Annotated in this window: 26 protein-coding genes and 1 pseudogene; 19 read left to right on the plus strand and 8 right to left on the minus strand. The window is 71.2% G+C overall.

The features are described from left to right. The 4 genes and pseudogenes from ABZ342_RS14310 to ABZ342_RS14325 all read right to left on the minus strand — a co-directional run. Nucleotides 1-133: pseudogene (locus tag ABZ342_RS14310) on the minus strand (RNA polymerase subunit sigma); the annotation flags it as partial. A 254-nt stretch (nt 134-387) separates the two neighbouring features. Next, nucleotides 388-684 (minus strand): DUF202 domain-containing protein, encoded by a 297-nt coding sequence (locus tag ABZ342_RS14315; RefSeq protein ID WP_155545215.1) that lies wholly within the window; start codon nt 682-684, stop codon nt 388-390. A gap of 310 nt (nt 685-994) precedes the next feature. After that, the gene (locus ABZ342_RS14320; RefSeq protein WP_360472748.1) at nt 995-1,348 is read right to left on the minus strand and encodes a DUF202 domain-containing protein; all 354 of its coding nucleotides are present in this window, start codon (nt 1,346-1,348) and stop codon (nt 995-997) included. A gap of 11 nt (nt 1,349-1,359) precedes the next feature. Further along, the gene (locus ABZ342_RS14325) at nt 1,360-1,833 is read right to left on the minus strand and encodes a GtrA family protein (protein WP_155545217.1); all 474 of its coding nucleotides are present in this window, start codon (nt 1,831-1,833) and stop codon (nt 1,360-1,362) included. A gap of 135 nt (nt 1,834-1,968) precedes the next feature. Here ABZ342_RS14325 and ABZ342_RS14330 point away from each other — a divergent pair, with 135 nt between their 5' ends. Together ABZ342_RS14330 and ABZ342_RS14335 are read left to right on the plus strand one after the other, a co-directional pair. Beyond that, nucleotides 1,969-2,364, plus strand: a complete 396-nt coding sequence (locus ABZ342_RS14330) for a hypothetical protein (protein WP_360472751.1) — start codon at nt 1,969-1,971, stop codon at nt 2,362-2,364. Nucleotides 2,365-2,448: 84 nt separating this feature from the next. Then, the gene (locus ABZ342_RS14335) at nt 2,449-2,742 is read left to right on the plus strand and encodes an iron-sulfur cluster biosynthesis family protein (protein WP_155545219.1); all 294 of its coding nucleotides are present in this window, start codon (nt 2,449-2,451) and stop codon (nt 2,740-2,742) included. Nucleotides 2,743-2,786: 44 nt separating this feature from the next. Here ABZ342_RS14335 and ABZ342_RS14340 read toward each other — a convergent pair whose 3' ends face one another. The 4 genes from ABZ342_RS14340 to ABZ342_RS14355 form a co-directional block, all read right to left on the minus strand. Beyond that, the gene (locus ABZ342_RS14340; RefSeq protein WP_360472756.1) at nt 2,787-3,908 is read right to left on the minus strand and encodes a glycerate kinase; all 1,122 of its coding nucleotides are present in this window, start codon (nt 3,906-3,908) and stop codon (nt 2,787-2,789) included. Further along, nucleotides 3,905-4,849 (minus strand): D-glycerate dehydrogenase, encoded by a 945-nt coding sequence (locus ABZ342_RS14345; protein ID WP_360472758.1) that lies wholly within the window; start codon nt 4,847-4,849, stop codon nt 3,905-3,907. The genes ABZ342_RS14340 and ABZ342_RS14345 overlap by 4 nt, the downstream gene beginning before the upstream one ends. A 30-nt stretch (nt 4,850-4,879) precedes the next feature. Beyond that, complete coding sequence (locus tag ABZ342_RS14350; RefSeq protein WP_360472761.1) at nt 4,880-5,764, minus strand: SGNH/GDSL hydrolase family protein; 885 nt, start codon at nt 5,762-5,764, stop codon at nt 4,880-4,882. 106 nt (nt 5,765-5,870) lie between these two features. Beyond that, nucleotides 5,871-7,961, minus strand: a complete 2,091-nt coding sequence (locus ABZ342_RS14355; protein ID WP_360472764.1) for an alpha-galactosidase — start codon at nt 7,959-7,961, stop codon at nt 5,871-5,873. Nucleotides 7,962-8,037: 76 nt separating this feature from the next. Here ABZ342_RS14355 and ABZ342_RS14360 point away from each other — a divergent pair, with 76 nt between their 5' ends. The 17 genes from ABZ342_RS14360 (at nt 8,038) to ABZ342_RS14440 (ending at nt 23,703) form a co-directional block, all read left to right on the plus strand. Beyond that, a complete protein-coding gene (locus tag ABZ342_RS14360; RefSeq protein WP_360472766.1) occupies nt 8,038-9,228 on the plus strand; it encodes an ROK family protein in 1,191 nt (396 codons plus the stop codon). A gap of 18 nt (nt 9,229-9,246) precedes the next feature. Further along, nucleotides 9,247-10,512 (plus strand): sugar ABC transporter substrate-binding protein, encoded by a 1,266-nt coding sequence (locus tag ABZ342_RS14365; RefSeq protein WP_360472769.1) that lies wholly within the window; start codon nt 9,247-9,249, stop codon nt 10,510-10,512. Continuing rightward, on the plus strand, nt 10,509-11,462 hold the full coding sequence (locus ABZ342_RS14370; RefSeq protein WP_155545225.1) for a sugar ABC transporter permease: 954 nt from the start codon (nt 10,509-10,511) through the stop codon (nt 11,460-11,462). The genes ABZ342_RS14365 and ABZ342_RS14370 overlap by 4 nt, the downstream gene beginning before the upstream one ends. Continuing rightward, nucleotides 11,462-12,301, plus strand: coding sequence for a carbohydrate ABC transporter permease (locus tag ABZ342_RS14375; RefSeq protein WP_360472772.1), 840 nt, complete (start codon nt 11,462-11,464; stop codon nt 12,299-12,301). The genes ABZ342_RS14370 and ABZ342_RS14375 overlap by 1 nt, the downstream gene beginning before the upstream one ends. Before the next feature lie 22 nt (nt 12,302-12,323). Continuing rightward, the gene (locus ABZ342_RS14380) at nt 12,324-13,619 is read left to right on the plus strand and encodes a glycoside hydrolase family 27 protein (protein WP_360472775.1); all 1,296 of its coding nucleotides are present in this window, start codon (nt 12,324-12,326) and stop codon (nt 13,617-13,619) included. Nucleotides 13,620-13,785: 166 nt separating this feature from the next. Further along, the gene (locus ABZ342_RS14385; protein WP_360472777.1) at nt 13,786-14,595 is read left to right on the plus strand and encodes a CoA-transferase; all 810 of its coding nucleotides are present in this window, start codon (nt 13,786-13,788) and stop codon (nt 14,593-14,595) included. After that, nucleotides 14,592-14,846, plus strand: coding sequence for a hypothetical protein (locus tag ABZ342_RS14390; protein ID WP_360472780.1), 255 nt, complete (start codon nt 14,592-14,594; stop codon nt 14,844-14,846). Before ABZ342_RS14385 ends, ABZ342_RS14390 begins: the two co-directional genes overlap by 4 nt. Further along, nucleotides 14,843-15,595, plus strand: a complete 753-nt coding sequence (locus tag ABZ342_RS14395; RefSeq protein WP_360472783.1) for a CoA-transferase subunit beta — start codon at nt 14,843-14,845, stop codon at nt 15,593-15,595. Before ABZ342_RS14390 ends, ABZ342_RS14395 begins: the two co-directional genes overlap by 4 nt. Continuing rightward, nucleotides 15,592-16,773, plus strand: a complete 1,182-nt coding sequence (locus tag ABZ342_RS14400) for a thiolase family protein (RefSeq protein WP_155545230.1) — start codon at nt 15,592-15,594, stop codon at nt 16,771-16,773. The genes ABZ342_RS14395 and ABZ342_RS14400 overlap by 4 nt, the downstream gene beginning before the upstream one ends. A gap of 12 nt (nt 16,774-16,785) precedes the next feature. Continuing rightward, nucleotides 16,786-17,523, plus strand: a complete 738-nt coding sequence (pcaH, locus tag ABZ342_RS14405; RefSeq protein WP_360472786.1) for a protocatechuate 3,4-dioxygenase subunit beta — start codon at nt 16,786-16,788, stop codon at nt 17,521-17,523. Next, nucleotides 17,520-18,074 carry a protocatechuate 3,4-dioxygenase subunit alpha gene (gene pcaG / locus ABZ342_RS14410; RefSeq protein WP_360472789.1) on the plus strand — a complete coding sequence of 185 codons (555 nt, stop codon included), beginning with the start codon at nt 17,520-17,522 and terminating at the stop codon, nt 18,072-18,074. Before pcaH ends, pcaG begins: the two co-directional genes overlap by 4 nt. Continuing rightward, the gene (pcaD, locus tag ABZ342_RS14415) at nt 18,071-18,874 is read left to right on the plus strand and encodes a 3-oxoadipate enol-lactonase (RefSeq protein WP_360472791.1); all 804 of its coding nucleotides are present in this window, start codon (nt 18,071-18,073) and stop codon (nt 18,872-18,874) included. The genes pcaG and pcaD overlap by 4 nt, the downstream gene beginning before the upstream one ends. Nucleotides 18,875-18,885: 11 nt before the next feature. Next, nucleotides 18,886-19,290 (plus strand): 4-carboxymuconolactone decarboxylase, encoded by a 405-nt coding sequence (pcaC, locus tag ABZ342_RS14420; RefSeq protein WP_360472794.1) that lies wholly within the window; start codon nt 18,886-18,888, stop codon nt 19,288-19,290. Nucleotides 19,291-19,300: 10 nt separating this feature from the next. Continuing rightward, nucleotides 19,301-20,131, plus strand: a complete 831-nt coding sequence (locus ABZ342_RS14425) for an IclR family transcriptional regulator C-terminal domain-containing protein (protein ID WP_155545235.1) — start codon at nt 19,301-19,303, stop codon at nt 20,129-20,131. A gap of 321 nt (nt 20,132-20,452) precedes the next feature. After that, nucleotides 20,453-21,040, plus strand: coding sequence for a nucleotidyltransferase family protein (locus tag ABZ342_RS14430; RefSeq protein ID WP_360472798.1), 588 nt, complete (start codon nt 20,453-20,455; stop codon nt 21,038-21,040). Nucleotides 21,041-21,066: 26 nt separating this feature from the next. Further along, entirely contained in the window at nt 21,067-21,936 is an 870-nt protein-coding gene (locus ABZ342_RS14435) for a MoxR family ATPase (RefSeq protein WP_360472801.1), read from the plus strand. 99 nt (nt 21,937-22,035) lie between these two features. Then, a complete protein-coding gene (locus ABZ342_RS14440) occupies nt 22,036-23,703 on the plus strand; it encodes a hypothetical protein (protein ID WP_360472804.1) in 1,668 nt (555 codons plus the stop codon). Nucleotides 23,704-23,931: the final 228 nt, after the last annotated feature.

Below are 23,931 nucleotides of genomic sequence, written 5' to 3' on the forward strand. Positions count from 1 at the left end.
CGCCCGCGTCCTTGACGAGCGGGTCGAGGTCCTCCTTGGTGAGCCGCCCGCTGGGGCGCGGCAATGACTCCGGAGTCCGATAATCGCGAACGCCGCTGTCCGATTGCCCGGTGATCCTCGTCGGTGCTGTCATGAGTCGTCTCCCCGGCCGACCCTCGACCGCCGCTGCCGGGGGATCAACGCTCTGTGATGTTCCGATCGCAGATACTCCGGGAGATCCGGGCTTACCTGCGTTCCGTGCGACGCTGGGTAATCGTAAGCACCTCATGGCGCATCAGTCCAGATTTCAACGACCAATACCCCGTTAGCAGCAGCGGTCGTGATGTTCCCGCGACCAGACCCTGCACATTGCGATTAATCGGTTTCAGGATGTGCCGACTTCACCCGTCAGTGGAGAACGGCCACGGAAGCGGCAGTCACGGTCACGGCCAGCGACACGACGGCGGGCAGGACCGGGCTCATGGTGGCCGGCCTGCCGGTCCGCAGCACCCGTTCACGCCGCACGGCCACGCCTGCTAGCAGGGCAGATGTCACGGCGGCGAGCAGTGCGGGCACCAAAGAGACACCCCAATGGCGCTGGGAGGCGGCGTGCAGGAGAAGTACGGTGCAGGCGGCGGAGGCGAGGGCGGTCCGCCGCCAGGCGAGCCCGGTGCGCTCGGCCTGCGCGCCGTCGGGCGTGGTCACGGGATTACCGGCAGGGTGATGACGGTACTTCTGACGTCGTGATAATCGCGAAGCAGCGGTATTCGGGGGACGTGGTGAGGCCCGGCGGCGTTGCGTCGAATGGCTGGAACGGCTTCCGGCGGGGTCCGGCGGGCGTGTCCGGACGGCCTAGCGCCGTGTGCGGTCCGTGGCGAAGCGTGCGGCTTCGGTGGAGCCGGGGCGGGCGCGCGCGGCGGTCGTGAGTCGGCGGCCGGCGGTAGTCGGTTGCTCCGGTCGCAGGGGAGTCGCGTGGTCCGGGTGGCCTGCCCGGCCCGGGACGTGTCCCGCTCGCTCACGACACCACCAGCAACACCGCCGCCGCCACGGTCAGGGCCAGCAGGCCGCCCGTCAGGGCCACGATCATCAAGCTTCGCGGCAGCGGCTCCCCGGCTCGCATCGCGATCTGCACCCGGCGCCACCGCGGGTAGGCCGTCGCGGCCAACGCCGCCGCCAGGACCACGCACAGCCCGGCCAGCACCGCGCCGGCCGTGGCCGAGGCCGGGACCAGCTGGTGCACCGCCACCCCGCCCGCCAGCAACCCCAGCGCCGTCCGGAGCCACGCGAGGAACGTCCGCTCGTTGGCGAGCGTGAAGCGATAATCCGGTTCGGTGCCGCCCGCGTGGGGCTTGATGTCGTCCGAGGCCACGCCTCCAGACGCTAGCCGCTGTGCGCCGGCGTGGCCGCTCGGTGCGCGAACACCCACCAGCGCAGCACCGCGAACCGCACGAACCCGCCGACCAGGCTGGCCAGCAGCAGCGTGCCGGTCTCCTCCCACGACGTCGGCCGGTCGACGACGGCGTCGAGGATCGCCAGCACCGCCGAGCCGTACCCGGCGTAGAAGGCGAACGTCAGCAGGTCCTGCAGGTGCCGCTTCCCGGCGTTGCTGGGCCGTCCGGCGAAGGTGACGCGGCGGTGGAACTCCGTGTTCCCGATCGTCGTCAGCGCGATCGCGACCAGGTTCGCCACCTGGGAGCCGAGCTCGTCGCGCAGCAGGAGGAACAGCGCCGCCTGCACGCCCGTCGTCACGACACCGGCCACGACGTACCACGCGGCGTGCGTGCCGAGCTCGTGGTGCCGCTCCGGGTCGGTGGCGAGCAGCCGGTGTCCCGGTGCGCACCTGGTGGTGGCCATGATCCGAACCTACTCTGCGTTCACAAACTTGTGAATATGTTAAACCCGTTGAAGAAATGTGATCCCGGTGACACCGCCCGGGTTTGAAGTCCCCGACGCCCCGGGTAGGTCACCCGCGATGACGGGAGAGAACCAGTGAGTGAACCGGAGAGCTTGGAGCCCAGTGAAGCGCTGGACGAGGACGAACTGCGCGTGGACCCCCTCGAAGCGGGCATCGACCCGCCCGAGCACTGGAGCGCCGCCGACCGCTTCGGCACCACGCCCAGAGAAGCGCGCGAAGGCGAGCCGATGGAGCAACGCCTCGCCGAAGAGGTTCCGGACACCGAGCCGGAGCCGGTCCCGGAGCGCCCGCTCGCGGTGACTCCGGCCGACCAGCTCGACGAGACCGTCGAAGACGCGCCGGCGGACTTCGAGCAGGTGACGCCGGACGACGAGTTCCCGCGCCGCCACGCCGACCCCGATCCGCGCGAACAAGCGGACTACGCGGGCGGGTCCGTGGCGGACGCCATCCGTGAGGCGCGGCAGGGCTGATCCGCTCAGACTGCGCGCCCGAACGGACGCCCCTAGCGTGGGGCACCACAGTGCATCGGACCGCGACGAAGGGAAGGCCGAAAGATGCTGACCGTGACCGAAGCCGCCGCCGAGGCGATCACCGCGTTGACCAGCCAAGGGGAAGGTGAAGCCGGGCTCCGCCTGGCGGTCCAGAACGCCGACGGCGAAAGCGCCCAGCTGGCGCTGTCCGTCGCCCCCGAACCCGCGGCGGGCGACAGCGTGCTGGGCGCCGAGGAAGGCCCGAAGGTCTTCCTGGAACCGCAGGCCGCGGCGTTGCTCGACGACAAGGTGCTCGACGTCCAAGAGGACGAAGCCGGCGGAGTCGCCTTCGCCGTGCTGCCGCAGCACACCAGCTGACCGCCGCGGACGGGCCTTTCGCAGCGCCGCGAGAGGTCCGTTCGTCAGTGGGGCCGCCAGCCGCGGACCAAATCCGCGGCGCGCTCCCGCAGCAGTTCCGCCGCGTGCGCCCGCGCGTGGTCGAGCGACGGCGCGTGGTCGATCAACGCGCTGCTCGCGACGACGCCGAGCCGGGCCAGCCCCGCGGCGTCGAGCTGGATCCGCCCGGCCAGCGCCATCAACGGCACCCCGCGCGGCCGCGCCCGGTCCGCGATCCCGGCCGGCGCCTTGCCGTTCAGGCTCTGCTCGTCGAGCGAACCCTCGCCGGTGATGACGAGATCGGCGCCCGCCAGGGCTTCGTCGACGCCGGTCAGCCCGGCGATGAGGTCGAACCCGGATTCGACGGTCGCCCCGAGGGCGATCGCACCGGCGGCGAGCCCGCCACCGGCCCCCGCGCCCGGAATCCCCGAGACGTCCGGAGCGCCGCCCACCCGCAGCGCGTGCGCCCACCGGCCGAGCGCCTCGTCGAGCAGCCGCACCTCCGACGGCCCCGCGCCCTTCTGCGGCCCGAACACGGCCGCCGCGCCCGAGGGGCCCAGCAACGGGTTCGTGACGTCGGTGGCGACCGCGACGCGCACGCCGTCGAGACGCTCCCGCACCGGCGTCAGCTCGGTCGACGCCACCCGCGAAAGCGTGCCGCCGCCGAGGCCGACCGGCGCGCCGAACGCGTCGAGCACGCCGGCGCCGAGCGCGCTGAGCATCCCGGCACCGCCGTCGGTGCTGGCCGTGCCGCCGACCGTCAGGACGAGCCGGCGAGCGCCGTGCACCAGCGCGTCGGCGAGCAGCTCCCCGACGCCCCAGGTGTGCGCGCTCAGCGCGGTTTCCGGGCTGGGCTCGACGAATTCGATCCCGCACGCCCGCGCCGATTCGACGTAGGCGGTGCCGTCGAGCACCGCGTAAGAAGCCTTGACCGCCTCCTCCAGCGGCCCGCGGACCGTCAACCGGACGATGCGCGCGCCCGCCGCTTCGAGGACGTCGAGGGTGCCTTCGCCGCCGTCGGCGACCGGGCAGGTGACGATCTCGGCGTCCGGCAAGGCGTCTCGCACGCCGAGGGCGATCGCTTCCGCGGCCTCGACCGCGGTGAGACTGCCCTTGAACTTGTCGGGCGCGATGACGACACGGGTCACGGCTTCACCTCCGTCAGCGGGGGACGCCCGGCGAGCACCGCCGCGACGTTGCGGGCCGCCAGCACGGCCATCGCGGTCCGGGTTTCGACCGTGGCCGACCCGAGGTGCGGGCTCAGCACGACGTCGTCGCGGCCGAGCAGCCGCGGTTCGACGTCGGGCTCCTTCTCGAACACGTCCAGCGCGGCGCCCGCGATCTCCCCGGCTTCGAGCGCGTCCGCCAGCGCGGCTTCGTCGACGACCGGGCCGCGCGTCGTGTTCACCAGGTACGCGCCGGGTTTCATGGCGCGCAACGCGGCCGCGTCGATGAGGTGCCGCGTCTCCGGCGTCAGCGGGCAGTGCAGCGAGACGACGTCCGAACGCGCCAGGAGGTCTTCGAAGGGCACGTATTCCGCGTCGAAGTCCTGCTTCGACCGTCCTGAGTAGACGATCGACATCCCGAACGCCCGCGCGCGCCGGGCCATCGCCCGGCCGATCTGGCCGAGCCCGACGATGCCGAGCGTCTTGCCCTGCAGGCCCGAGCCGAGCAGGAAGCCGAGGTGGAACGACCACGGTGTGCGCGAACGCAGCAGCCGTTCCCCTTCGCCGATCCGCCGAGTGACGGCGAGCAGCAGGCCGAACGCGAGGTCGGCCGTGGCGTCGGTCAGCACCCCCGGCGTGTTCGTGACGACGACCCCGCGGGAGGCCAGCGCCGGGACGTCGACGTTGTCGTACCCGACGGCGACGTTCGCGACCACCTTCAACCCGGGCCCGGCGGCGTCGGCCAGCGCGCCGTCGAGCCGGTCGTGCAGCATCCCGACGACGGCCGAAGCGCCGGAGACGAACTCGTGCAGTTCGTCCGGCGCCAACGGCCGATCGGCGGGCGACACCACCACGTCGCCCGCCTCGGCGAGGAGCTTCACCGCGTCGTCCGGAATCCATCGGGTCACCACGATCTTGGTCACCCCGACAGGCTAGTTCACCGCACCGACAGTTCAGCCCCGCTGAACGGCGTCGAGAACGATCTCCGACTGCGCGGCGGCCCCGGCGCCGTTGGGGTGGAAGGGGAACGCGAGCAGCAGCGGGTTGCTCGTGGAGATCGGGATCAGGCCCTCGACGTACCGCACAGTGGGCGCCTCGCACGCGTCGTGCCCGAGCGTGGGGGAGTAGGTGTCGACGAGTTCGACGCCGTTGTCCGCGGCCACGCGCGCGAGCATGGCGTTCATCGAGAGGAACTTCGCCTGCAGGTACGCGACGTCGCCATCGGCGATCGGGATGACCGGCCAGCAGCCCTTCCCGCTCGAAGGCAGCCCGGCGAGGTAGTTCACCAGCAGGATCCGCGCCTGCGGGGACTGCTCCTTGATCGCCTGCAGCGATGCCGCGATCTTCGGTTCCGTCGCCTTGACGGCGTTTTCCAGCTGGTCGACGCCGCCCGCGGTGAACTTCGCCTTGCACGTGCTCACCGGGAGGAGGGTGAGGCACTTGGTCACGGCGGAGGCGAGCCCGATGTCGTTGCCGCCGATCCCGACCGTGACCAGGTCCGTGGTCGCCGTGAGCCGGTCGAACTGCGGCGGGTTCGTCCCGCCCAGCGGCAGCTTCTGCGGCTGGGTGAAGTCCGTCGTCGTCGCGCCGCCGCAGCTGGCGTCCCGGAAGGTTTCGACGCCCAGTGCGCCGGCCACCTCGTGCGGGTAGTCCGAAGTGGACTGTGCGCAGTCGAGCGGGGTGAACCGCGTGGTGGGCGGGAAGGTGACGAAGACGTCGGCGGTCCAGGAGTCACCGAGGGCGACGTACTCCCGGTAGGGCGTGCTCGCCGCCGCCGGGGCGGCGAAGGCAAGCGCGGCGAGAACGGGCACGAGCAGGACGGTCAGGCGCTTGCGCATGCTGCCTCCGTTGGCAACTGAAGTGAAGGACTTTCACATTCGGCTCGTGTCCGGTGAAAAGTCAATCCACCTCACCCGTCCTGGTGACGCCGGTCGGCGTGGGTATTCAGACCCTGCTCAGCCGCACGACGGCGCTCGCGTAGCCACTCCCCGGCAGGTCGACGTCGAGGCCGTGGCTCAGCAGCACCGCGCCGTCGTGGACGACGCCGCCCGAGTCGCGGTACCGCGCGGACGGGTCGAGCCCCGCCAGCCGCGGCGGGGTGACCGGCCGCGCGAACTCCGCGGGCCGCCGCCAGAAGAACACGACCACGTCGTCGTCCAGCACGTACTGCACCGCGGTCAGTGCCGACTTCGCCGGGTCCGCCAGCCGGTACAGCTCGCCGTGCTGCACCACCGGCCGGATTTCCTTGTACAGCGCGACGAGCGAGGCCGCCTCGTCGAGTTCTTCCGGGGACCACCGGGGCAGGTCGCCGCCCAGGCCGAGCACGCCCGCCATCGCGACGTGGAACCGGAAGCTCAGCGGCGCCTCGCGGCCCGTCGTCGGGTTGGGGCTGTCGGTGACCCAGGCCGACATCGTGCCGGCCGGGTAGAGCTGGCCGTAGCCGTGCTGGATGGTGATCCGGTCGGCGGCGTCGGTGTTGTCGGACGCCCAGATCTCGTCGGTGCGTGCGAGGATCCCGAGGTCGGTGCGCCCGCCGCCGCCCGCGCAGCCCTGGATCCGCAGCGCGGGGTGGTCGGCGCGCAGCCGGTCCAGGATGGCGTGCACCGCGCGGACGTGCCCGACCCAGAGCCGTCCCGCGTCCTCGCCCGCCGCCGGCCACCCGGCCTCGGTGAACGCGCGGTTCATGTCCCACTTGAGGTAGTCGATCCCGTGCTCGCCGACCAGCCGGTCGAGCCACTTGTGCGCCCAGTCCGCGACGTCGGCGCGCGCGACGTTCAGCACGAGCTGGTTCCGCAGAGTGGTGCGCTCGCGATGAGCCATGTGCAGCACCCAATCCGGGTGCGCGCGGTAGAGGTCGCTGTCCGGGTTGACCATCTCCGGCTCGACCCACAGCCCGAACTTCATCCCGTGCGCGTGGACGGCGTCGACCAGGGGGCGCAGCCCGGCCGGGAAGCGCTGTTCGTTGGCGGTCCAGTCGCCGAGGCCGGCGGCGTCGCCGGTGCGGGCGCCGAACCAGCCGTCGTCCATGACGAACAGCTCGGCTCCCAGGCGAGCCGCGGCGTCGGCGAGGGCCGTCTCGGTGGCTTCGTCGACGTCCCAGCCGGTCGCTTCCCAGGAGTTGTAGACGATCGGCCGCAGCTCCTCGGGGTGCGGCTGGACGAACTCGCGGACGTAGGCGTGCCACCGCCGGCTCGTGCCGCCGAAGCCGTCGGCCGCGTAGAGCCCGGCGAACACCGGCGTCTCCCAGGTTTCGCCGCGCAGCAGCCGCCAGCCGACGTGCTCGTGGCCGAACCCGCCGGTCCACGTGACGCGGCCGGTGTGCGTGTGCTCGACGGTGATCCGCCAGCTGCCGCTCCAGGCGAGTGCCGTCGACCAGACCTCGCCGGCCGTCTCGGTCGCGTCGCCGGCGTCGAGCATCACCCAGGGGTTGACCTGGTGACTGGACACCCCGCGACGGCTGGTCAGCGTGGTTTCGCCGACCGGCAGGGCTTCGCGCAGCACGCCGTACTCGGCGCTCCACGCGCCGGAGGTCCGGGTGAGCCGCGCGCCGTCGCGCCGGGGGAGCGTCCACGCCGCGGAATCCGTGCGCAGCAACGAGATCGTGGCCTCGCCCGTGTTGCGCAGCGACGTCCAGCGTTCGACGACGTCGCCGCGGACGCGGTAGTGCAGCGAAAGTTCCAGCGGGTAGTGCCGGTCCACGAGCCGCACGACCACGGAGTCCCCGGTGCCGGTGTGCCCGTCGTAGCGCCACTCGAGGGCCGACGTCCCGTCCTCGTAGCGCACGGCCAGCGCCGCGACGCCGAAGAACGCGCCGCCTTCGGCCGGCAGCTCCTGCCGCTCGTCGCCCGGCTCGTCGAAGCTGCTGTCGGCCGGGTTGCGGCGCGCGGCGACCTGCGTGGCCTGCGCCAACGTCAGCGGCGGGCCCCAGTGGACGTGGCGCGGCCGGTCGTCGGCGTCGAGGCGGAAGGCGTACGAGCTCTCGGGGGTGCGCAGCAGCCAGAGCCGGTGCGCGGGGTCGTGTTCGACGAGCGACATGATCCCGAGCGTAGGCATGACCAGCCGAAAAATAAATTCTTGACGAAGTTAATTAATCCTGCCTACCCTTCCGGCCATGCCTCGCAGTGCACCGGCAAGGGCGCCGATCACCAGTCCCGCGGCAGCGACCGTGTTCACCACGGTCCTGACCGAAGGGCCGGTTTCCCGCGTCGACGTCGCCCGCCGCACCGGACTGTCCTCGGCCGCGGTCACCAAGGCGGCGCGGCCGTTCATCGAGGCCGGTTACCTCGAAGAACTCGCCTCCGAAGGTCGCACGACGCCGGGCGCCGGGCGCCCCGCCAACCCCCTCGCGATCCGCCCGGACCGCGAGTACTTCGTCGGCGTCAAGATCACCGGTGACGACCTCATCGGCGTCGTCACCGACCTGCGTGCCGACGTCCGCGCCAGCGCCCACCACGCGCTGACGAGCCACGACGTCGACCACGTCGTCCGCGCGCTGGCCGACCTGGTCCGCGAACTGCTGGGCGGGCCGACCCCGGACGGCACCAGCAACCTCCGCGCCCGCGCCTATTGCCTGGGCGTCGCGGTGTCCGGCGACGTCGACCGCGCGTCCGGCGTCGTCCGGTACTCGCCGTTCCTCGGCTGGCGGGACGTGCCCCTGGCTTCCCTTTTGGAAGACGCCACTGGGCTCACAGCGACGCTGGAGAACGACGTCAAGGCGCTCGCCGTCGCCGAGCAGTGGTTCGGCGAAGGCGTCGGCGCGTCGTCGTTCGCACTGGTCACGGTGGGTACGGGCATCGGCAGCGCGCTCGTGGTGAACGGCGACCTGGTCCGCGGCGCGCACGGGGTCGCGGGCGAGATCGGGCACGTCCCGGTCGCCGACGGCGGGCCGTCCTGCCACTGCGGCGGCCAGGGCTGCGTCGAGGCGATCGCGTCCACCGAAGCGATCCTGACCCGGGCCCGGCTCATCGCCGCGGAACCGGGCTTGACCATGGAAGACGCCGTGGCGCGCGCCCGCGGCGGTGACGAGCTGCTGCGGGACGTGTTCGCCGGGGCCGGGCACGCGATCGGGCTCGGCCTGGCCGCGCTGGTCAACCTGTTCGGCCCGGAGCGGGTCGTCGTCTCGGGTGAGGGTGTCGCGACCTACGACCTGTTCGAGGACCAGATCCGCCGGACCTTCGCGGTCCAGGCGTTCGGCAGTGCCGCCCGCTGTGGCCTGGTGATCCGGCCGCTGCCGTTCGAGGAGTGGGCGCGGGGCGCGGCCGCCGTCGCCATCCAAAGTCTTTTCGTCGCCGAGAGCGTCTAAGGAGTCCCTGTGAGCCCCATGAACCGGAGAAGCTTCCTGGTCGGTTCCGTCCTCTTCGCCGGTGGCGCCGCCCTCGCGGGCTGCACCAGCGATCCGTTGAACAAGAACGCGGGCGCCGCTTCCGGCGCGAAAGTGACGCTGCAGCAGTGGTACCACGCGTACGGCGAATCCGGGACGCAGCAAGCGGTCCAGCGGTACGCGCAGGAGTTCACCAAGGCCAACCCGGACATCGCGATCAACGTCAGCTGGATCGCCGGCGACTACGAGACCAAGCTCAACTCGGCGATGCTCACCGCGCAGGCGCCCGACCTGTTCGAGCTGGGCGACTTCCGCTACCAGAACGTCAAGAACGGCCTGCTCGCGCCGCTCGACGACGTCATCGCGCCGGCCAAGGCCGACTTCAGCCCGGCCGCGCTGGACACCGTGACCGTCGACGGCAAGATCTACGGCGTCAAGATGATCGACGACGTCATGATGCTGTACTACCGCAAGTCCGCGCTGCAGGCGGCGGGCGTGCAGCCGCCGCAGACGTTCGCCGAGCTCCTCGAGGCGACGCGGAAGCTGAACACCGGCAAGCAGAAGGGCCTCTACGTCGGCACCGACGGCGTCGGCGAAGCGGCGACGCTCCTGCTCTGGTCGTCCGGCGGGGACTTCTTCGACTCGAGCGGCAAGAAGGTCGCCTTCGCCTCACCCGAGGCCGTCGCCGCGATCGCCGGGCTCAAGCAGCTGCACGACACCGGCGGCCTGCTCCAGGGCTACCCGACCGACTGGTCCGACCCGGGCGCGTTCGCCAACGGCGCGACCGCGATGCAGTGGGGCGGCCTGTGGTCGCTGCCGGACATCAAGAAGGCCCTCGGGGACGACTTCGGCGTCGTCGCGTGGCCGAAGTTCGGCGACGCGGGCAAGCAGGTCGCGCGCGTCGGCGGCTGGTACCAGCTGGCGAACGCGAAGAGCCAGAACCTCGACGCCGTCAAGAAGTTCATCGACTGGCTGTGGATCAAGAACGCCGACCTGCAGAAGGACTGGTGCGTCAAGTACGGCTTCCACATCCCGGCCCGCAAGCCGGTCGCCGCGCAGACCACCGAGTTCTCCAGCGGCGCCGCGAAGGACGCCGTGACGATCTCGCAGAGAGAAGGCAAGTCGTACTCGGGACTGTGGAACAAGGCGTCAGCGACGCTGTTCCTGCAGGCCGCGACGAAGATCGCGAACGGGGCGGACCCGGCCGCCGAGCTGGGTGACGCGGCGAAGAAGGCCCAGGCCGAAGTCGACAAGCAGCTGGCATGACCGCCTTGATGGAGGCTCCGGCTGTCGCGGTGGCGCCGAAGAAGCGCCGGCGTCGCCGGGACTGGCGGGCGATCGGCGCGTTCGCCGTGCTGACCGGCCCCGTGGTGATCGGGCTGGGGCTGTTCAAGTACGTCGCGATCGGGTGGAGCTTCCTGCTCAGCTTCAACGACGCGCGCGGCACGATCACCCTCGGGAACTGGATCGGCTTCGACAACTACGCGTTCCTGCTCGGCGACGACGCCTTCCTGACGTCGCTGTCGACGATCGCGCTCTTCACCGTGTTCATCGTGCCGATCACGTTCGTCGCGTCGCTCGGCCTCGCGGTGCTGATCAACAGCATCAAGCGCGGCAAGGCGTTCTTCCGGACGATCTTCCTCATCCCGGCGGCGGTGTCGTACGTCGTCGCCGCGCTGGTGTGGAAGATGGCGCTGTTCAACGGCCTCCCGTCCGGCGTCGCGAACGTGCTCGGCGGGCTGTTCGGCGCCGACCCGGTGCCGTGGCTGTCGGAGACGAGCCCGCCGGTGTACTGGGTCGCGGTGGTGACGCTGCGGCTGTGGCTGCAGGTCGGGCTGTACATGATCCTGTTCCTGGCCGGGCTGCAGGCGATCTCGCCGTCGCTGTATGAGGCAGGTGAACTGGACGGCACGACGAAGTGGCAGGCCTTCCGCTACATCACGCTGCCGCAGCTGCGGAACACGTCGGTGGCGGTGCTGCTGCTGATCCTGATCGCCGCGTTCCAGGCCTTCGACGAGTTCTACAACCTGTTCGGCACCGGGCTGTCGGGCACCGCGACGGCGCCGGTGAAGCCGCCGCTCGTCTATCTGTACGACTCCGCGCTCGGCGACCAGAACTACGGCGTCGGCTCCGCGGGGGCGTTCCTGCTGACCGTGCTCATCGTCGTGATCACGCTGCTGCAGGGCCGGTTCGTCGGCTTCGGGAAGAAGGACTGATGGCCGTCCTCGCCGCTCCCCCCGTGCGGAAGGCACCGAAGTATGTCCTGGCGTCGGTGCTCTCGCTGATCTTCCTGCTGCCGTTCTACATCATGCTGCGCAACGCTTTGATGACGCGGCAGCAGGTCAGCTCGCCCGACTGGTCGTGGCTGCCGGACCCGCTCTCGTGGGTCAACTTCGGTGACCTGTTCGCCGACGCGTCGGTGCCGATGGCGCACTCGCTCTGGAACTCGTTCCTGGTCGCGATCATCACCGCGCCCGTCGGCACGCTGTTCGGCTCGATGGCCGGGTACGCGCTCGCCCGGATCAACGTCCCGGGACGCCGTGCGGTGTTCACGTACGTGCTGGTCACGCTGATGATCCCGCAGTCGGTGACGTTCGTGCCGACGTTCGTCGTCGTCGGATCCATGGGCGGGGTCAACACGGAGTGGGGCATCATCGCGCCGAACCTCTTCAGTGCGTTCACCGTGATCCTGTTCCGCAACTTCTACCTGCGGTTCCCCGTCGAGCTGGAGGAAGCGGGACGGCTCGACGGGCTCGGCTACCTCGGCGTCTACCGGCGGCTCGTGCTGCCGAACTCGGGGAGCATGATCGCGTCCCTGGGCGCGCTGATGTTCATCGAAAGCTGGAACGCGTTCCTGTGGCCGCTGGTGATCGGGCAAGACCCGTCTTCGTGGACCGCGCAGATCGCGCTTTCGACGTTCCTGACCGCGCAGTCGGTCAACCTGCCGGCACTGTTCGCCGGCGCTCTGGTCACCATCGCGCCGCTGGTCGCGATGTTCCTGGTCGCCCAGCGGTTCATCGTCAGCGGAATCGCCGCGAGCGGGCTCAAGGAGTAGGTCCCCTACCGAGGAGTGTTCAGTGAAGCGCCTCCTTTCCGTGTTCCTCGCTGTCCTGGGTCTTTCGGCCTTCCTGGTACCGATGGCCGACGCGCGGACACCGTTCGTCCGGCCGTTCATGGGCTGGAGCAGCTGGAGTCTCGAGTCGTCGACCCGCGCGGGTTACGGCACTTCGTGGCTGAACGAGTCGCACGTCCGCGACGCGGCTTCGGCGATGGCTTCGAAGCTCAAGTCGGCCGGTTACACCTACGTCAACATCGACTCGGGCTGGAACGCTTCGCAGTCCTGGGTCTTCCACACCGACGTCAACGGCATCCCCGACCCCGATCCGACGCGGTTCCCCGCCGGGATCCCGGCGTTGGCTTCTTATGTGCACTCCCTCGGGTTGAAGCTGGGCCTGTATGCCGTGACCGGGCTCGAGAAGGAGGTCTACGACAAGAACGCGCCCATCCTCGGGACGTCGTGCCACGCCCAGGACATCGCGTACCGGCCGTTGACGCCGTCCAACGGCTGGGGCGGCAACTGGAAGGTCGACTTCACGAACCCGTGCGCGCAGAAGTACTACGACTCGATCGTGGCCCGCTTCGCTTCCTGGGGCGTCGACTTCGTCAAGGTCGACGGGACGACCGCGGACAACGTCGCCGACATCAGGGCATGGTCGGCGGCGATCGACCACTCGCGGCGGCCGATGTGGCTGACCGCGAGCGCGTGGCCGGTGCCGCGGTCCATCGGTTCCTCGCTGGCGCCCTACGCGAACGGCGTCCGGATCGACACCGACATGGAGTGCTACTGCGAGACGGTGTCCTCGTGGGACAGTTCGGTGAAGGCGCGGTGGGCGGACCTGCCCGGCTGGCAAGGCGTGTTCGGTCCGCAGTATCGCCCGGACCTGGACTCCATGCCGATCAGCAACAACACGGGGTCCGGCATCCAGGACGGCATCTCCGACGTCGAGCGGCAGAGCGTGATGACGTTCTGGTCCATGGCGTCTTCGCCGCTGTACGTCGGCGGAGACATCTACTTCCTGGACGCTTCCGCCGTCTCGGTCCTGACGAACCCCGAGGTCATCGCGGTCGACCGGTCGGGTACCTACCCGACGCAGGTGACCGGCGGCGACCACCAGGTGTGGACGAAGCGCGCGCCGGACGGGCGGACGTACGCGGCTGTCTACAACCTGGGGTCCACGCCCGCGGACATCACGGTGGACCTCGGCGGGCCGGTCCGTGACCTCGTCGCGCGGAAGGACCTGGGTCGGTTCCGGGGCTCGTGGACGGCTTCCGTGGTGCCGCCGCACGGCTCCCGCCTGGTGCGGATCGGCTGACGGTTCTCTCGAAGGGGACTTTTCTCGCTGCTCGCGCGAGGAAAGTCCCCTTCGTCGTGCCTGCGTCATCCATTGGGTGGAAGACGTCTGGTCGGACGCCGGGAGCCGTGCTATGTTCGGTTTCAGAACGAGTGTGCGTGATGCGAACAGATCTCGGGAGCGTGAGATGGCGGAGCTGCTGTCACTGGAGGAGGCCGTGGGCCGGCTGGTGCACGACGGCGACACCGTCGCGCTCGAAGGGTTCACGCACCTCATCCCGGTCGCGGCCGGGCAGGAGATCATCCGGCAGGGTCGGCGGGGGCTGACCCTGGTGCGGATGACCCCGGACATCGTGTACGACCAGCTGATCGGCGCGGGCTGCGCGAGCAAGCTGATCTTCTCCTGGGGCGGGAACCCGGGAGTCGGTTCGCTGCACCGCTTCCGCGACGCCGTCCAGCACGACTGGCCGGTACCGCTGGAGATCGAGGAGCACAGCCACGCGGGCATGGCGAACCGGTACGTCGCCGGCGCGTCCGGCCTGCCGTTCGCGGTGCTGCGCGGCTACACGGGCACGGACCTGCCCGCCCAGACCGACACGATCAAGCCGATCACGTGCCCGTTCACCGGCGAGCGGCTCACGGCGGTCCCGGCGCTGAACCCGGACGTCACGATCGTCCACGCGCAGCGTGCCGACCGGGCCGGCAACGTCCAGATGTGGGGCATCACCGGCGTCCAGAAGGAAGCGGTCCTGGCGGCGAAGCGCTCGCTGGTGACGGTGGAGGAAATCGTCGACGAGCTGGAGCCCCGGGTGGGCGCGGTGATCCTCCCGTCCTGGGTGGTCACCGCGGTGGCCGAGGTCCCGGGCGGCGCGAAGCCGTCGTACGCGGCGGGGTACTACGAGCGGGACAACTCGGCGTACCAGGCGTGGGACGAGGTGGGCCGCGACCGCGAGGAGTTCACGAAGTGGCTGAACGAGCTGACCGGGGTGACGGCATGAGCGCGGTTCTCGCCCTGCCTGGTCACACCGCGACGCCGAGCTGTTCCCCGGCCCGGCGGGCCCGAGCGGCGCACCAGCTCGGCAGCGCCCCGACCGCGCGCCGTTCCCCGGTGCAGCAGACCCGAGCCGCTCACCAGCCCGGCGGCGCGACCCGGCGCCGGTCCCCGATGCGGCGAGCCAGAGCGGCCATCCCGCGCCCGATCCACCCCACCACCGGCAACGCCCGCAAGACCGCGGAGGTCCCGGCATGAGCACCGACTACACCGCCGACGAGATGATGAGCGTCGCGGCGGCCCGTGCCCTCGGCGACGGCATGTCCTGCTTCGTCGGCATCGGCCTCCCGAGCAAGGCGGCGAACCTCGCCCGCCGTGCCCACGCCCCGAACCTCACGCTGATCTACGAATCCGGCTGCCTGGGCGCGAAGCCGTCGAGGCTGCCGCTGTCCATCGGCGACGGTGAGCTGGCCGACACCGCCGACGCCGTGGTCAGCGTCCCGGAGGTGTTCAACTACTGGCTCCAGCCGGGCCGCATCGACGTCGGCTTCCTCGGCGCCGCCCAGCTCGACAAGTTCGGCAACATCAACACGACCGTGATCGGCTCGGACTACCACGACCCGAAGGTCCGGCTGCCGGGCGCGGGCGGCGCCCCGGAGATCGCGGCGTCGTGTGGTGAGGTGTTCATCGTGCTGCGCCAGAGCCCCCGCGCGTTCGTGGAGAAGGTTGACTTCGTCACGTCGTTCGGCCACGGCTCCGGCAAGGGCGACCGCGAGAAGCTCGGCCTCCCGGGCCGGGGCCCGACGCTGGTCGTCACCGACCTCGGCCTGATGCGCCCCGACCCGGAGACGGCCGAGCTGACCCTCACCGAGCTGCACCCGGGCGTGGAGCTGGACCGGGCGGTCAAGGCGACGGGGTGGAAACTGAAGGTCGCGGACGACCTGAAGGTCACCCCCGCCCCGACCGAGCAGGAGCTGACCGTGCTCCGAGAGCTGGAGAAGGCATGACCGACGTCTACGTCCTCGACGCGATCCGCACCCCGTTCGGCCGCTACGGCGGCGCACTGGCCGGCGTCCGCCCGGACGACCTGGCCGCCGGGGTCCTCAAGGCCCTGCAGGCGCGCAACGACCTCGACCCGTCCACAGTGGACGAAGTCACCCTCGGCGACGCGAACGGCGCGGGCGAGGACAACCGCAACGTCGCCCGCATGGCCGCGCTCCTGGCCGGCTGGCCCACGAGCGTCCCCGGCAACACCGTCAACCGCCTCTGCGGCTCCGGTCTCGACGCGGTGATGCAGGCCAGCCGCGCGATCCAGGTCGGCGACGCGTCGCTGGTCGTCGCCGGCGGCGTCGAGTCCATGACCCGCTCGCCGCTGGTCATGCAAAAGCCCGAAAAGGCCTTCCCCGCCGGCAACCAGACCCTCTACAACACCGCGCTCGGCTGGCGCATGGTCAACCCGGCGATGCCGTCGGAGTGGACGATCTCCCTCGGCGAGTCCACCGAGAAGCTCGCCGAGCGCTACGGCATCGGCCGCGACGAGCAGGACGCCTTCGCCGCCCGCAGCCACGTGAACGCCGCGAAGGCGTGGGACGAAGGCTTCTACGACGACCTCGTCGTCCCGGTCGAGGGCGTCGACCTGGCCCGCGACGAGGGCATCCGCCCGGATTCCAGCGCCGAGAAGCTCGCCAAGCTGAAGCCCGTCTTCCGCAAGGAAAACGGCACCGTCACGGCGGGCAACGCCTCCCCGCTGAACGACGGCGCGTCGGCGCTCCTCCTGGGTGACGAAGCGAGCGCGAGCCGGCTCGGCGCGACCCCGCTGGCCCGGATCGCCGGCCGGGGCGCGGCGGGCGTCGACCCGGACGTCTTCGGCATCGGCCCGGTGCGCGCGGCCGAGATCGCCCTCGAGCGCGCCGGCATCGGCTGGGACGACCTGGTCGCGGTCGAGCTCAACGAGGCCTTCGCGGCCCAGTCGCTGGCCTGCCTGCGCGACTGGAAGAAGCTCGACCCGGAGATCGTCAACACCCACGGCGGCGCGATCGCGATCGGGCACCCGCTCGGCGCGTCCGGCGGCCGCATCCTCGGCACCTTGGCGCACGACCTGCACCGCCGCGGTGGTGGCTGGGGACTCGCCGCCATCTGCATCGGCGTCGGCCAAGGCCTGGCCGTCGTCCTCGAAGGCCGGTAAGGGAGAGAAGACGTGGCTACTCCGACCGAATTCAGGCTGCCGCGCTACGGCGAGGACCCCGAGGGCACGCACCCGCCGCTCGGCTACCCCGGCTACCGCTCCACGGCGCTGCGGCACCCCAAGCAGGACCTGGTGCTGCTCCCGCAGATGCTGACCGAGGTCACCGGCCCCCTGCTCGGCCCCGGCCGCCTGGGCGAGCTCGACAACGACCTCACCCGTCAGCACGCGGGGGAGCCGCAGGGGCAGCGGATCATCGTCACCGGCCGGCTGCTCGACGGCGAAGGCCGCCCGGTGCGCGACTCCCTCGTCGAGATCTGGCAGGCAAACGCGGGTGGCCGCTACCGCCACACCGGCGACCGCTGGCCGTCGCCGCTCGACCCGAACTTCGACGGCGTCGGGCGCGCCCTGACCGACAGCGACGGCCGCTACACCTTCACCACCATCAAGCCGGGCGCGTACCCGTGGAAGAACCACGACAACGCCTGGCGCCCCGCGCACATCCACTTCTCGGTGTTCGGCTCGGCGTTCACGCAGCGGCTGGTCACCCAGATGTACTTCCCGGACGACCCGCTCTTCTCCCAGGACCCGATCTTCAACTCCATCCCGGACGAGAAGGCCCGGCAGCGCATGATCTCGCGCTACGACCACGAGATCACGCAGTCGGAGTGGGCGCTGGGGTTCCAGTTCGACATCGTGCTGCGCGGGCGCGACGCGTCGGTGTTCGAAGAGGAAGAGGACGAAGACGAATGACCAGCCTGCTTCCCACCCCTTCGCAGACCGTCGGCCCGTACCTGTCGATCGGGCTGCCCTGGCCCGACGGCCCGCACGTCGTGCCGGAGGGCACACCCGGCGCGTTCTGGATCCGCGGCACCGTCCGCGACGGCAACGGCGACCCGGTGCCGGACGCGATGATCGAGACGTGGCAGGCCGACCCGGACGGCGGGTTCCGCCACCCCGACGACCCGCGCGGCGAAGCGTCCGGCGACTTCCGCGGGTTCGGCCGCTGCCCGACCACGCCCGAGGGCACGTACGGCATCCTCACCCTGCTCCCGGGCGTGGTGCCCGGCGAGGGCGGCACCACGCAGGCCCGTCACATCGACGTGTCGGTGTTCGCCCGCGGCCTGCTCAACCGGGTCGTCACGCGGATCTACTTCGAAGACCAGGACAACTCCGCGGACCCGGTACTGGCGACGGTCCCGGAGGAGAGGCGTGGCACCTTGATCGCGGGGAAGACCGAGGACGGCTACCGGTTCGACGTGCGCCTCCAGGGCGACGGAGAGACGGTGTTCTTCCGGGTATGACGAACGCGAACGGAGGTGACGGCGTGGGCGCCGTGCGGCTGCACCGGGTCGTCGAAGGGCCTGAAGACGGTCCGGTGGTGGTGTTCGGCGGCTCGCTCGGCAGCGACCTGAGGATGTGGGAACCCCAGGTCGTGCCGCTGCTGGAGCGCGGCTTCCGGGTGGTCCGCTACGACACGCGCGGGCACGGCGCTTCGCCGGTGCCGCCGGGGCCGTACGACCTCGAAGACCTCGGCTTCGACTTCCTCCGGCTGCTCGAAGACCTCGGCGTCGCGAAAGCGCACTTCGTGGGCCTGTCGCTCGGGGCGATGACGGGCATGTGGCTCGGCGCCCACGCGCCGGACCGGATCGCGAGCCTGGTGCTCTGCTGCACGTCCGCGAAGCTCGGCCCGCCGGAGATGTGGGCCGACCGGGCGCGCACGGTGCTCGAGAAGGGCACCGGCCCGGTGGCCGCCGCCGGCGTCACCCGCTGGCTGACGCTGGCCTACGCCGAGCGGCACCCGGACCGGGCCGCGTACCTGCGCTCGATGATCGCCGCGGTCCCGCCCGAGGGCTACGCGGCCTGCTGCGGCGCGATCGAGCGGATGGACCTGCTCGACGTGCTGCCGAAGATCACCGCGCCGACCCTGGTCATCGCGGGCGCCGACGACCAGGCCACCCCACCGGAGGGCCACGCCGACCTGATCGCGGCGGGCATCCCGGGCGCGCGGCTGGAGGTCGTGCCGGACGCCGCGCACCTGGGCAGCTACGAGCGGCCCGAAGAATTCACGAGGCTGATCCTCGAGCACCTGGAGGCGCTGTGACACCGAAAGACATGAGCACCGACCGTCACGACCAGGGCATGAAGGTCCGGCGCGAGGTGCTCGGGGACGAGCACGTCGACCGCGCCGTCGCGGGCACCACGGAGTTCAGCCGCCCGTTCCAGGACTACATCACCGAAGGTGCGTGGGGTTCGGTCTGGGCCCGCGACGGCCTCGACCGCCGGACGCGCAGCTGCGTGACGCTCGCGGCGCTGACCGCGTTGCAGGCGCACAACGAGCTGGCGATGCACGTCCGCGCGGCGATCCGCAACGGTCTTACGGCGGCGGAGATCGGCGAGGTCCTGCTGCACACGGCGGTCTACGCGGGAGCCCCGGCGGCGAACGCGGCGTTCGCCATCGCCCAGCGCACCCTGGCCGAGCTCGGCGAGCCGACCGCCCTGACGGCGGACGCCGGATAAGGTGCCGGGCATGGACACGGGGAGGCCCATCGAAGTCGAGCTGGCCAGCGAGCCGGCCCACCGCGGTGCCCACCACGTCCAGTCACTGGAGCGCGGGCTGGCCGTGATCAAGGCCTTCCACGCCGGCGCGGCGGAGCTGACCTTGAGCGACGTCGCCCGGGCGACGGGCCTGACCCGCGCCGCGGCCAGGCGGTTCCTGCTGACCCTGACCGACCTGGGCTACGTCCGCACGGACGGCAAGTACTTCTCGTTGACGGCCCGGGTACTGGAGCTGGGGTATTCGTACCTGTCGAGCATGACGCTGCCCGAGGTGGCCCAGCCCCACCTGGAGCACCTGTCGGCGGGAGTGCACGAGTCGAGCTCGGTGTCGGTCCTGGAGGGAACGGACATCGTCTACGTGGCGCGAGTGGCGGTCTCGCGCATCATGACGGTGAGCATCAACGTGGGAACCCGCTTCCCGGCGTACGCGACATCGATGGGTCACGTCCTGCTGTCCGGCCTGAGCAAGGCGGAGCTGGAGGCGTACTTCGTGGTGGCCAAGCTCAACCGCCTGACGGACCGCACGGTGACGGCCCCGGACCGCCTCCGCGAGGAGCTGGCCAAGGTGACGGAGCAGGGCTGGGCAATGGTGGACCAGGAGCTGGAGGAAGGCCTCCGCTCGGTGGCGGCCCCGATCCACGACCGCGGAGGCCGAGTGGCGGCGGCGGTCAACCTGTCGACCCACGCGAGCCGCACCACGGCCGAGTCGGTGGAGCGGGATTTGGTGCCCCCACTGCTGGAGACGGCCCGAGCGATAGAGGCCGACTTGGCAGTCGGCGCCCCGGGCCGAGCCCATGGCTGAGAACGCAAGCCGAGTGGCGGGCGCCGCCGAGTACCGAGGGTTGGGTGCGTCGGCCGAGTCCGAGGCCGGGGCGCCCACCGGGCGTTCGGTGCTCCGATGACCCCGCCCGTCGCCGGCTTGCTGCTCGCCGCCCAGGCTCCCGGGTTCCCCTTCTCCTCGCCGGGTTGCGGTCTGCTGTGGGGAAGCGGGTGTGCCGATGACCTCGGCTAAGTCGCCCGGTGCTGGTTTTCTTCTCGCCGTCGCGAGGTCGGAGCGTCCGATGGCTGCGGCCGTCCTGGCCCCCGCCGGGTTGCCGCCTACCGCCGGGAAGCGGGTGTGGCGATGACCCCAGCCACCCCGCCCGTCGCCGGCTTGCTGCTCGCCGCCGGGGCCGGGCGGCGGTTCGGTGGCCCCAAAGCGCTCGCCGAACTCGAGGGGCGACCTCTCGTCCTCCGGGCGCTCTCCGCCCTCTCCGCCGCCGGTTGCCACCCCGTCCGCGTCGTCGTCGGCGCCGCCGCCGAGCAAGTGCGGGCCCTCCTGCCCGATCCCACCCAAGCCGTGTTCGCCGAAGGCTGGGAGAGCGGCATGGGCGCCTCCCTCAAAGCCGGCCTGGCCTCCCTCTCCGACGACCCGGCTCCGGTCGCGGCCCTGGTCCACCTCGTCGACCTGCCGTGGGTCGGCGCCGACATCCTCACCCGCGTCGCCGCGGACGCCACCGCCGAGACCGTCGCCCGCGCGGCCTACGACGGCGCCCCCGGCCACCCCGTCCTCCTCGGCCGCCGCTGGTGGCCCGAGATCGCCGGCTCCGCCCGGGGCGACCGCGGCGCCCGGGACTGGCTGGCGACCCGTCCCGATCTGAAGCTCGTCGAGTGCGGCGACCTCGGCAGCGGCCGCGACGTCGACCGCCCGGCCGATCTGCCCGGCCGGTGACCGGCACGCCGCCTACGATCGACAGCGTGACCGACTCGCCCGAAGAACTCGCCGCCGCGCTGGACGCGACCGGCTACCTCGCCGACGACGGGCTCGCCACCGCCGGCTTCCTCGCCCTCCGCATGGGCCGCCCCCTCTTCTGCGAAGGCGAACCCGGCACGGGCAAGACGTCGCTCGCCATCGCGCTGGCCACCGCGCTCGACCGCCCGCTCGTGCGCCTCCAGTGCCACGAAGGCATCGACGCCGCCCAAGCCCTCTACGAATGGGACTTCCCGCGCCAGCTCCTGCACCTGCGCGCCCTCGAAGCCGCCGGCGACGGACGCGTCGACGTCGAGACCGCCGAGCGTTCGCTCTACACCGAACGCTTCCTGCTCGCGCGCCCCCTGCTGCAGGCCCTCATCAACGCGCCGTGCGTCCTGCTCATCGACGAGATCGACCGCGCCGACGACGAGTTCGAAGCCTTCCTCCTCCAGCTGCTCGACGAGCACGCCGTCACCATCCCCGAATACGGCGAAGTCCGCGCCGCGGAGCCGCCGCTCGTGGTGCTGACGTCGAACCGCACCCGCGAGGTGCACGACGCCCTCAAGCGTCGCTGCCTGTACCACTGGCTGGAACACCCCGACCTGGCGCGAGAGGTCACGATCCTGCGCCGTAGAATCCCCCTAATAGGGGAAGTGTTGGCTCGGCAGATCGCTGAAGCGGTGCATCGGCTCCGCGAAATGGACCTGCTGAAGCCACCAGGAGTAGCGGAGTCACTCGACTGGGCGAGAGCCCTCATGGCTCTGCAGCGGGACGAGCTGGATGCGGCGACGGCGGCGCGAACGCTCGGAGCTGTCCTGAAATACAGCGAAGACCTCGACCGGGTACGGGCCAAGCTCGACGCCTTGTTCGCCTGACCGGCTCGGGGCATCCGAAGGCACGGGAGGGCCGGAGGCATGAGCGTGGTGGCGACGACCGAAACGAGACCGTCGAGCAGGCGGGGAGCGGAACCCGCGGTGACCGCCCGGCGCCGGTGGCCGGCCCGGCTCGCGGCCGCGGCGGCCGTCGTGGGCGGCACCGCGCTGATCGCCGTGCACGCTTCGTTCTACGGCCACTGGCTGATCGACGACGCCGCCATCACCTTCGCCTACTCGCGCAACGTCGCCGACGGGCTCGGGCCGGTGCTCCAGCCCGGCGTGGCGCCCGTCGAGGGGTACTCCAACCCCACCTGGATGATCCTGCTCGCCCTCGGCAAGCTCGTCGGCCTGTTCGACCACGGGACGCTCTTCGGCGTCTCCGACCAGATCCTCTTCCCGAAGGCGCTGGCGCTGGCCTGCTGTGCCGGCGTCCTGGCGCTGTTCTACGCCGGCGCGAAGGCGCTCAGCAGCCGTCCGGCGCTCGTCACCTTCGTCGCCGGAGCCGCGCTCGCCGCCAACCCGTCGTTCGTGATCTGGTGCTTCTCCGGCCTGGAGAACTCCTTCTACGCGTTGACCGTCGCCGCGCTGGCCGTGCTCCTCCTGCGCTCGGTGCTGAGCGACAAACTGCTGACCCACCGCGTCGCGATCGGCGCCGGCGTGATCGCGGTGCTGGCCGCGCTCACCCGCCCCGACGGCATCATCTACGCGGGCGCGTACCCGATCGCCGTCGCCGTCTTCCTCAAGCGGGCCGCGCTCGCCCGCAGCGTCCGCGCGGTGGTCGTCTCGGTCGTGGCGTTCGTCCTGCCCTTCGGCGCCTACGTCGGCTACCGCTGGTTCGAGTTCGGCCGCCTGCTGCCCAACACCGCGATCGCGAAGGGGCAGGAACCGCCCGCCCTCGCCGACCTCGCGCGGCCGGGCGAGATCGTGTCCTACGCGGGCTGGCTGCTCGTCGCCGTCGTCGTGGGCTGCCTGGCGGTGCTGCTGGTCAAGCCCGGACGGCTGCGCATCGGGCTGATCGCGCTGCTGGTTCCGCTCGGCTTGGCCTTCGCCGCGTTCATCGTGCTCGAGTACGACTGGATGGGGCACCTGCGGTTCGCGACGCCGGTCTGGACGGTCGGCGCCCTCCTCGGGGCGACCGCGGTCGTCGAGACGTTCGCCGTGGTCCGGGTGCGCGCCCGCGTCGTCCTGGCCTGCCTGCTCGTGGCCGCGTCGGTCAGCGCGGTCGGCGGCTACTACGAGCAAGGCACGAAGTACCGCGCCGACGTGAAGACGGCGATGTGCGCCGTCGCCGAGCGGGACGACACCGCGATCAACGGGTTCGCGGACATCCTGCGGCTGCCGGACACGGCGTCGGCCGGGGTGATCGACCTCGGCGGCACGGCGCTGGGCAGCCGGCTCCGGCTGCTCGACCTCGCCGGGCTCGGCGACGCCCCGATCGCGGATTACCTGCACGTCGCCGACTTCGCCGGCCTGCGGGACTACGTCTTCACGACGGCGAAGCCCGAACTGATCGTCTTCGTCGGCTCGTGGAGCAGCACCCTGCAGTTCGACCAGGACCCGCGGTTCGAGCGCGACTACGCGACGATCTTCGCGCGGAACGACGCGAAGAACCAGGCCACGTACCACGTTCGCCGCGATCTGGTGGACGACGCGAAGCTCGCCGAACTGCGGGCGTTCGCGCAGCGGGCACTGCCTCCGGTCCTGGCGGACAACGACGTGGCGCGGCGTCGCGGCTGCGCGAACATCGTGCCGGGCTTCACGGCCTGACAGTCCACAAAGGACGTCAATTAAATGCGTTGCCCGGCACGCCGGGTTCCGTCATGCTTTTTCCAGTACAGCAGGCAACACCACCGAGAGGAGGAGATCGTGAACCGGCAAGCGAACCGATGCGGCACGATCTCCCGTGCCGTTCGCTGAATCTTCCTGAAGGCTCTTCGCGCCCACCCCTCGCTACCTCGGGTCGGTCGCCGCGAAGAGCGCGGTCTGCGCCCGTCC

The sequence above is a fragment of the Amycolatopsis sp. NPDC005961 genome (assembly GCF_040629235.1).
Lineage (GTDB): Bacteria > Actinomycetota > Actinomycetes > Mycobacteriales > Pseudonocardiaceae > Amycolatopsis > Amycolatopsis camponoti.

Coding starts and splice junctions, on each gene's coding strand:
- ABZ342_RS14325 (WP_155545217.1), bottom strand. CDS start 1,833: ATGGCCACCACCAGGTGCGCACCGGGACACCGGCTGCTCGCCACCGAC.
- ABZ342_RS14335 (WP_155545219.1), top strand. CDS start 2,449: ATGCTGACCGTGACCGAAGCCGCCGCCGAGGCGATCACCGCGTTGACC.
- ABZ342_RS14350 (WP_360472761.1), bottom strand. CDS start 5,764: ATGCGCAAGCGCCTGACCGTCCTGCTCGTGCCCGTTCTCGCCGCGCTT.
- ABZ342_RS14355 (WP_360472764.1), bottom strand. CDS start 7,961: ATGTCGCTCGTCGAACACGACCCCGCGCACCGGCTCTGGCTGCTGCGC.
- ABZ342_RS14360 (WP_360472766.1), top strand. CDS start 8,038: ATGCCTCGCAGTGCACCGGCAAGGGCGCCGATCACCAGTCCCGCGGCA.
- ABZ342_RS14365 (WP_360472769.1), top strand. CDS start 9,247: ATGAACCGGAGAAGCTTCCTGGTCGGTTCCGTCCTCTTCGCCGGTGGC.
- ABZ342_RS14370 (WP_155545225.1), top strand. CDS start 10,509: ATGACCGCCTTGATGGAGGCTCCGGCTGTCGCGGTGGCGCCGAAGAAG.
- ABZ342_RS14375 (WP_360472772.1), top strand. CDS start 11,462: ATGGCCGTCCTCGCCGCTCCCCCCGTGCGGAAGGCACCGAAGTATGTC.
- ABZ342_RS14385 (WP_360472777.1), top strand. CDS start 13,786: ATGGCGGAGCTGCTGTCACTGGAGGAGGCCGTGGGCCGGCTGGTGCAC.
- ABZ342_RS14390 (WP_360472780.1), top strand. CDS start 14,592: ATGAGCGCGGTTCTCGCCCTGCCTGGTCACACCGCGACGCCGAGCTGT.
- ABZ342_RS14395 (WP_360472783.1), top strand. CDS start 14,843: ATGAGCACCGACTACACCGCCGACGAGATGATGAGCGTCGCGGCGGCC.
- ABZ342_RS14400 (WP_155545230.1), top strand. CDS start 15,592: ATGACCGACGTCTACGTCCTCGACGCGATCCGCACCCCGTTCGGCCGC.
- pcaG (WP_360472789.1), top strand. CDS start 17,520: ATGACCAGCCTGCTTCCCACCCCTTCGCAGACCGTCGGCCCGTACCTG.
- pcaD (WP_360472791.1), top strand. CDS start 18,071: ATGACGAACGCGAACGGAGGTGACGGCGTGGGCGCCGTGCGGCTGCAC.
- pcaC (WP_360472794.1), top strand. CDS start 18,886: ATGAGCACCGACCGTCACGACCAGGGCATGAAGGTCCGGCGCGAGGTG.
- ABZ342_RS14425 (WP_155545235.1), top strand. CDS start 19,301: ATGGACACGGGGAGGCCCATCGAAGTCGAGCTGGCCAGCGAGCCGGCC.
- ABZ342_RS14430 (WP_360472798.1), top strand. CDS start 20,453: ATGACCCCAGCCACCCCGCCCGTCGCCGGCTTGCTGCTCGCCGCCGGG.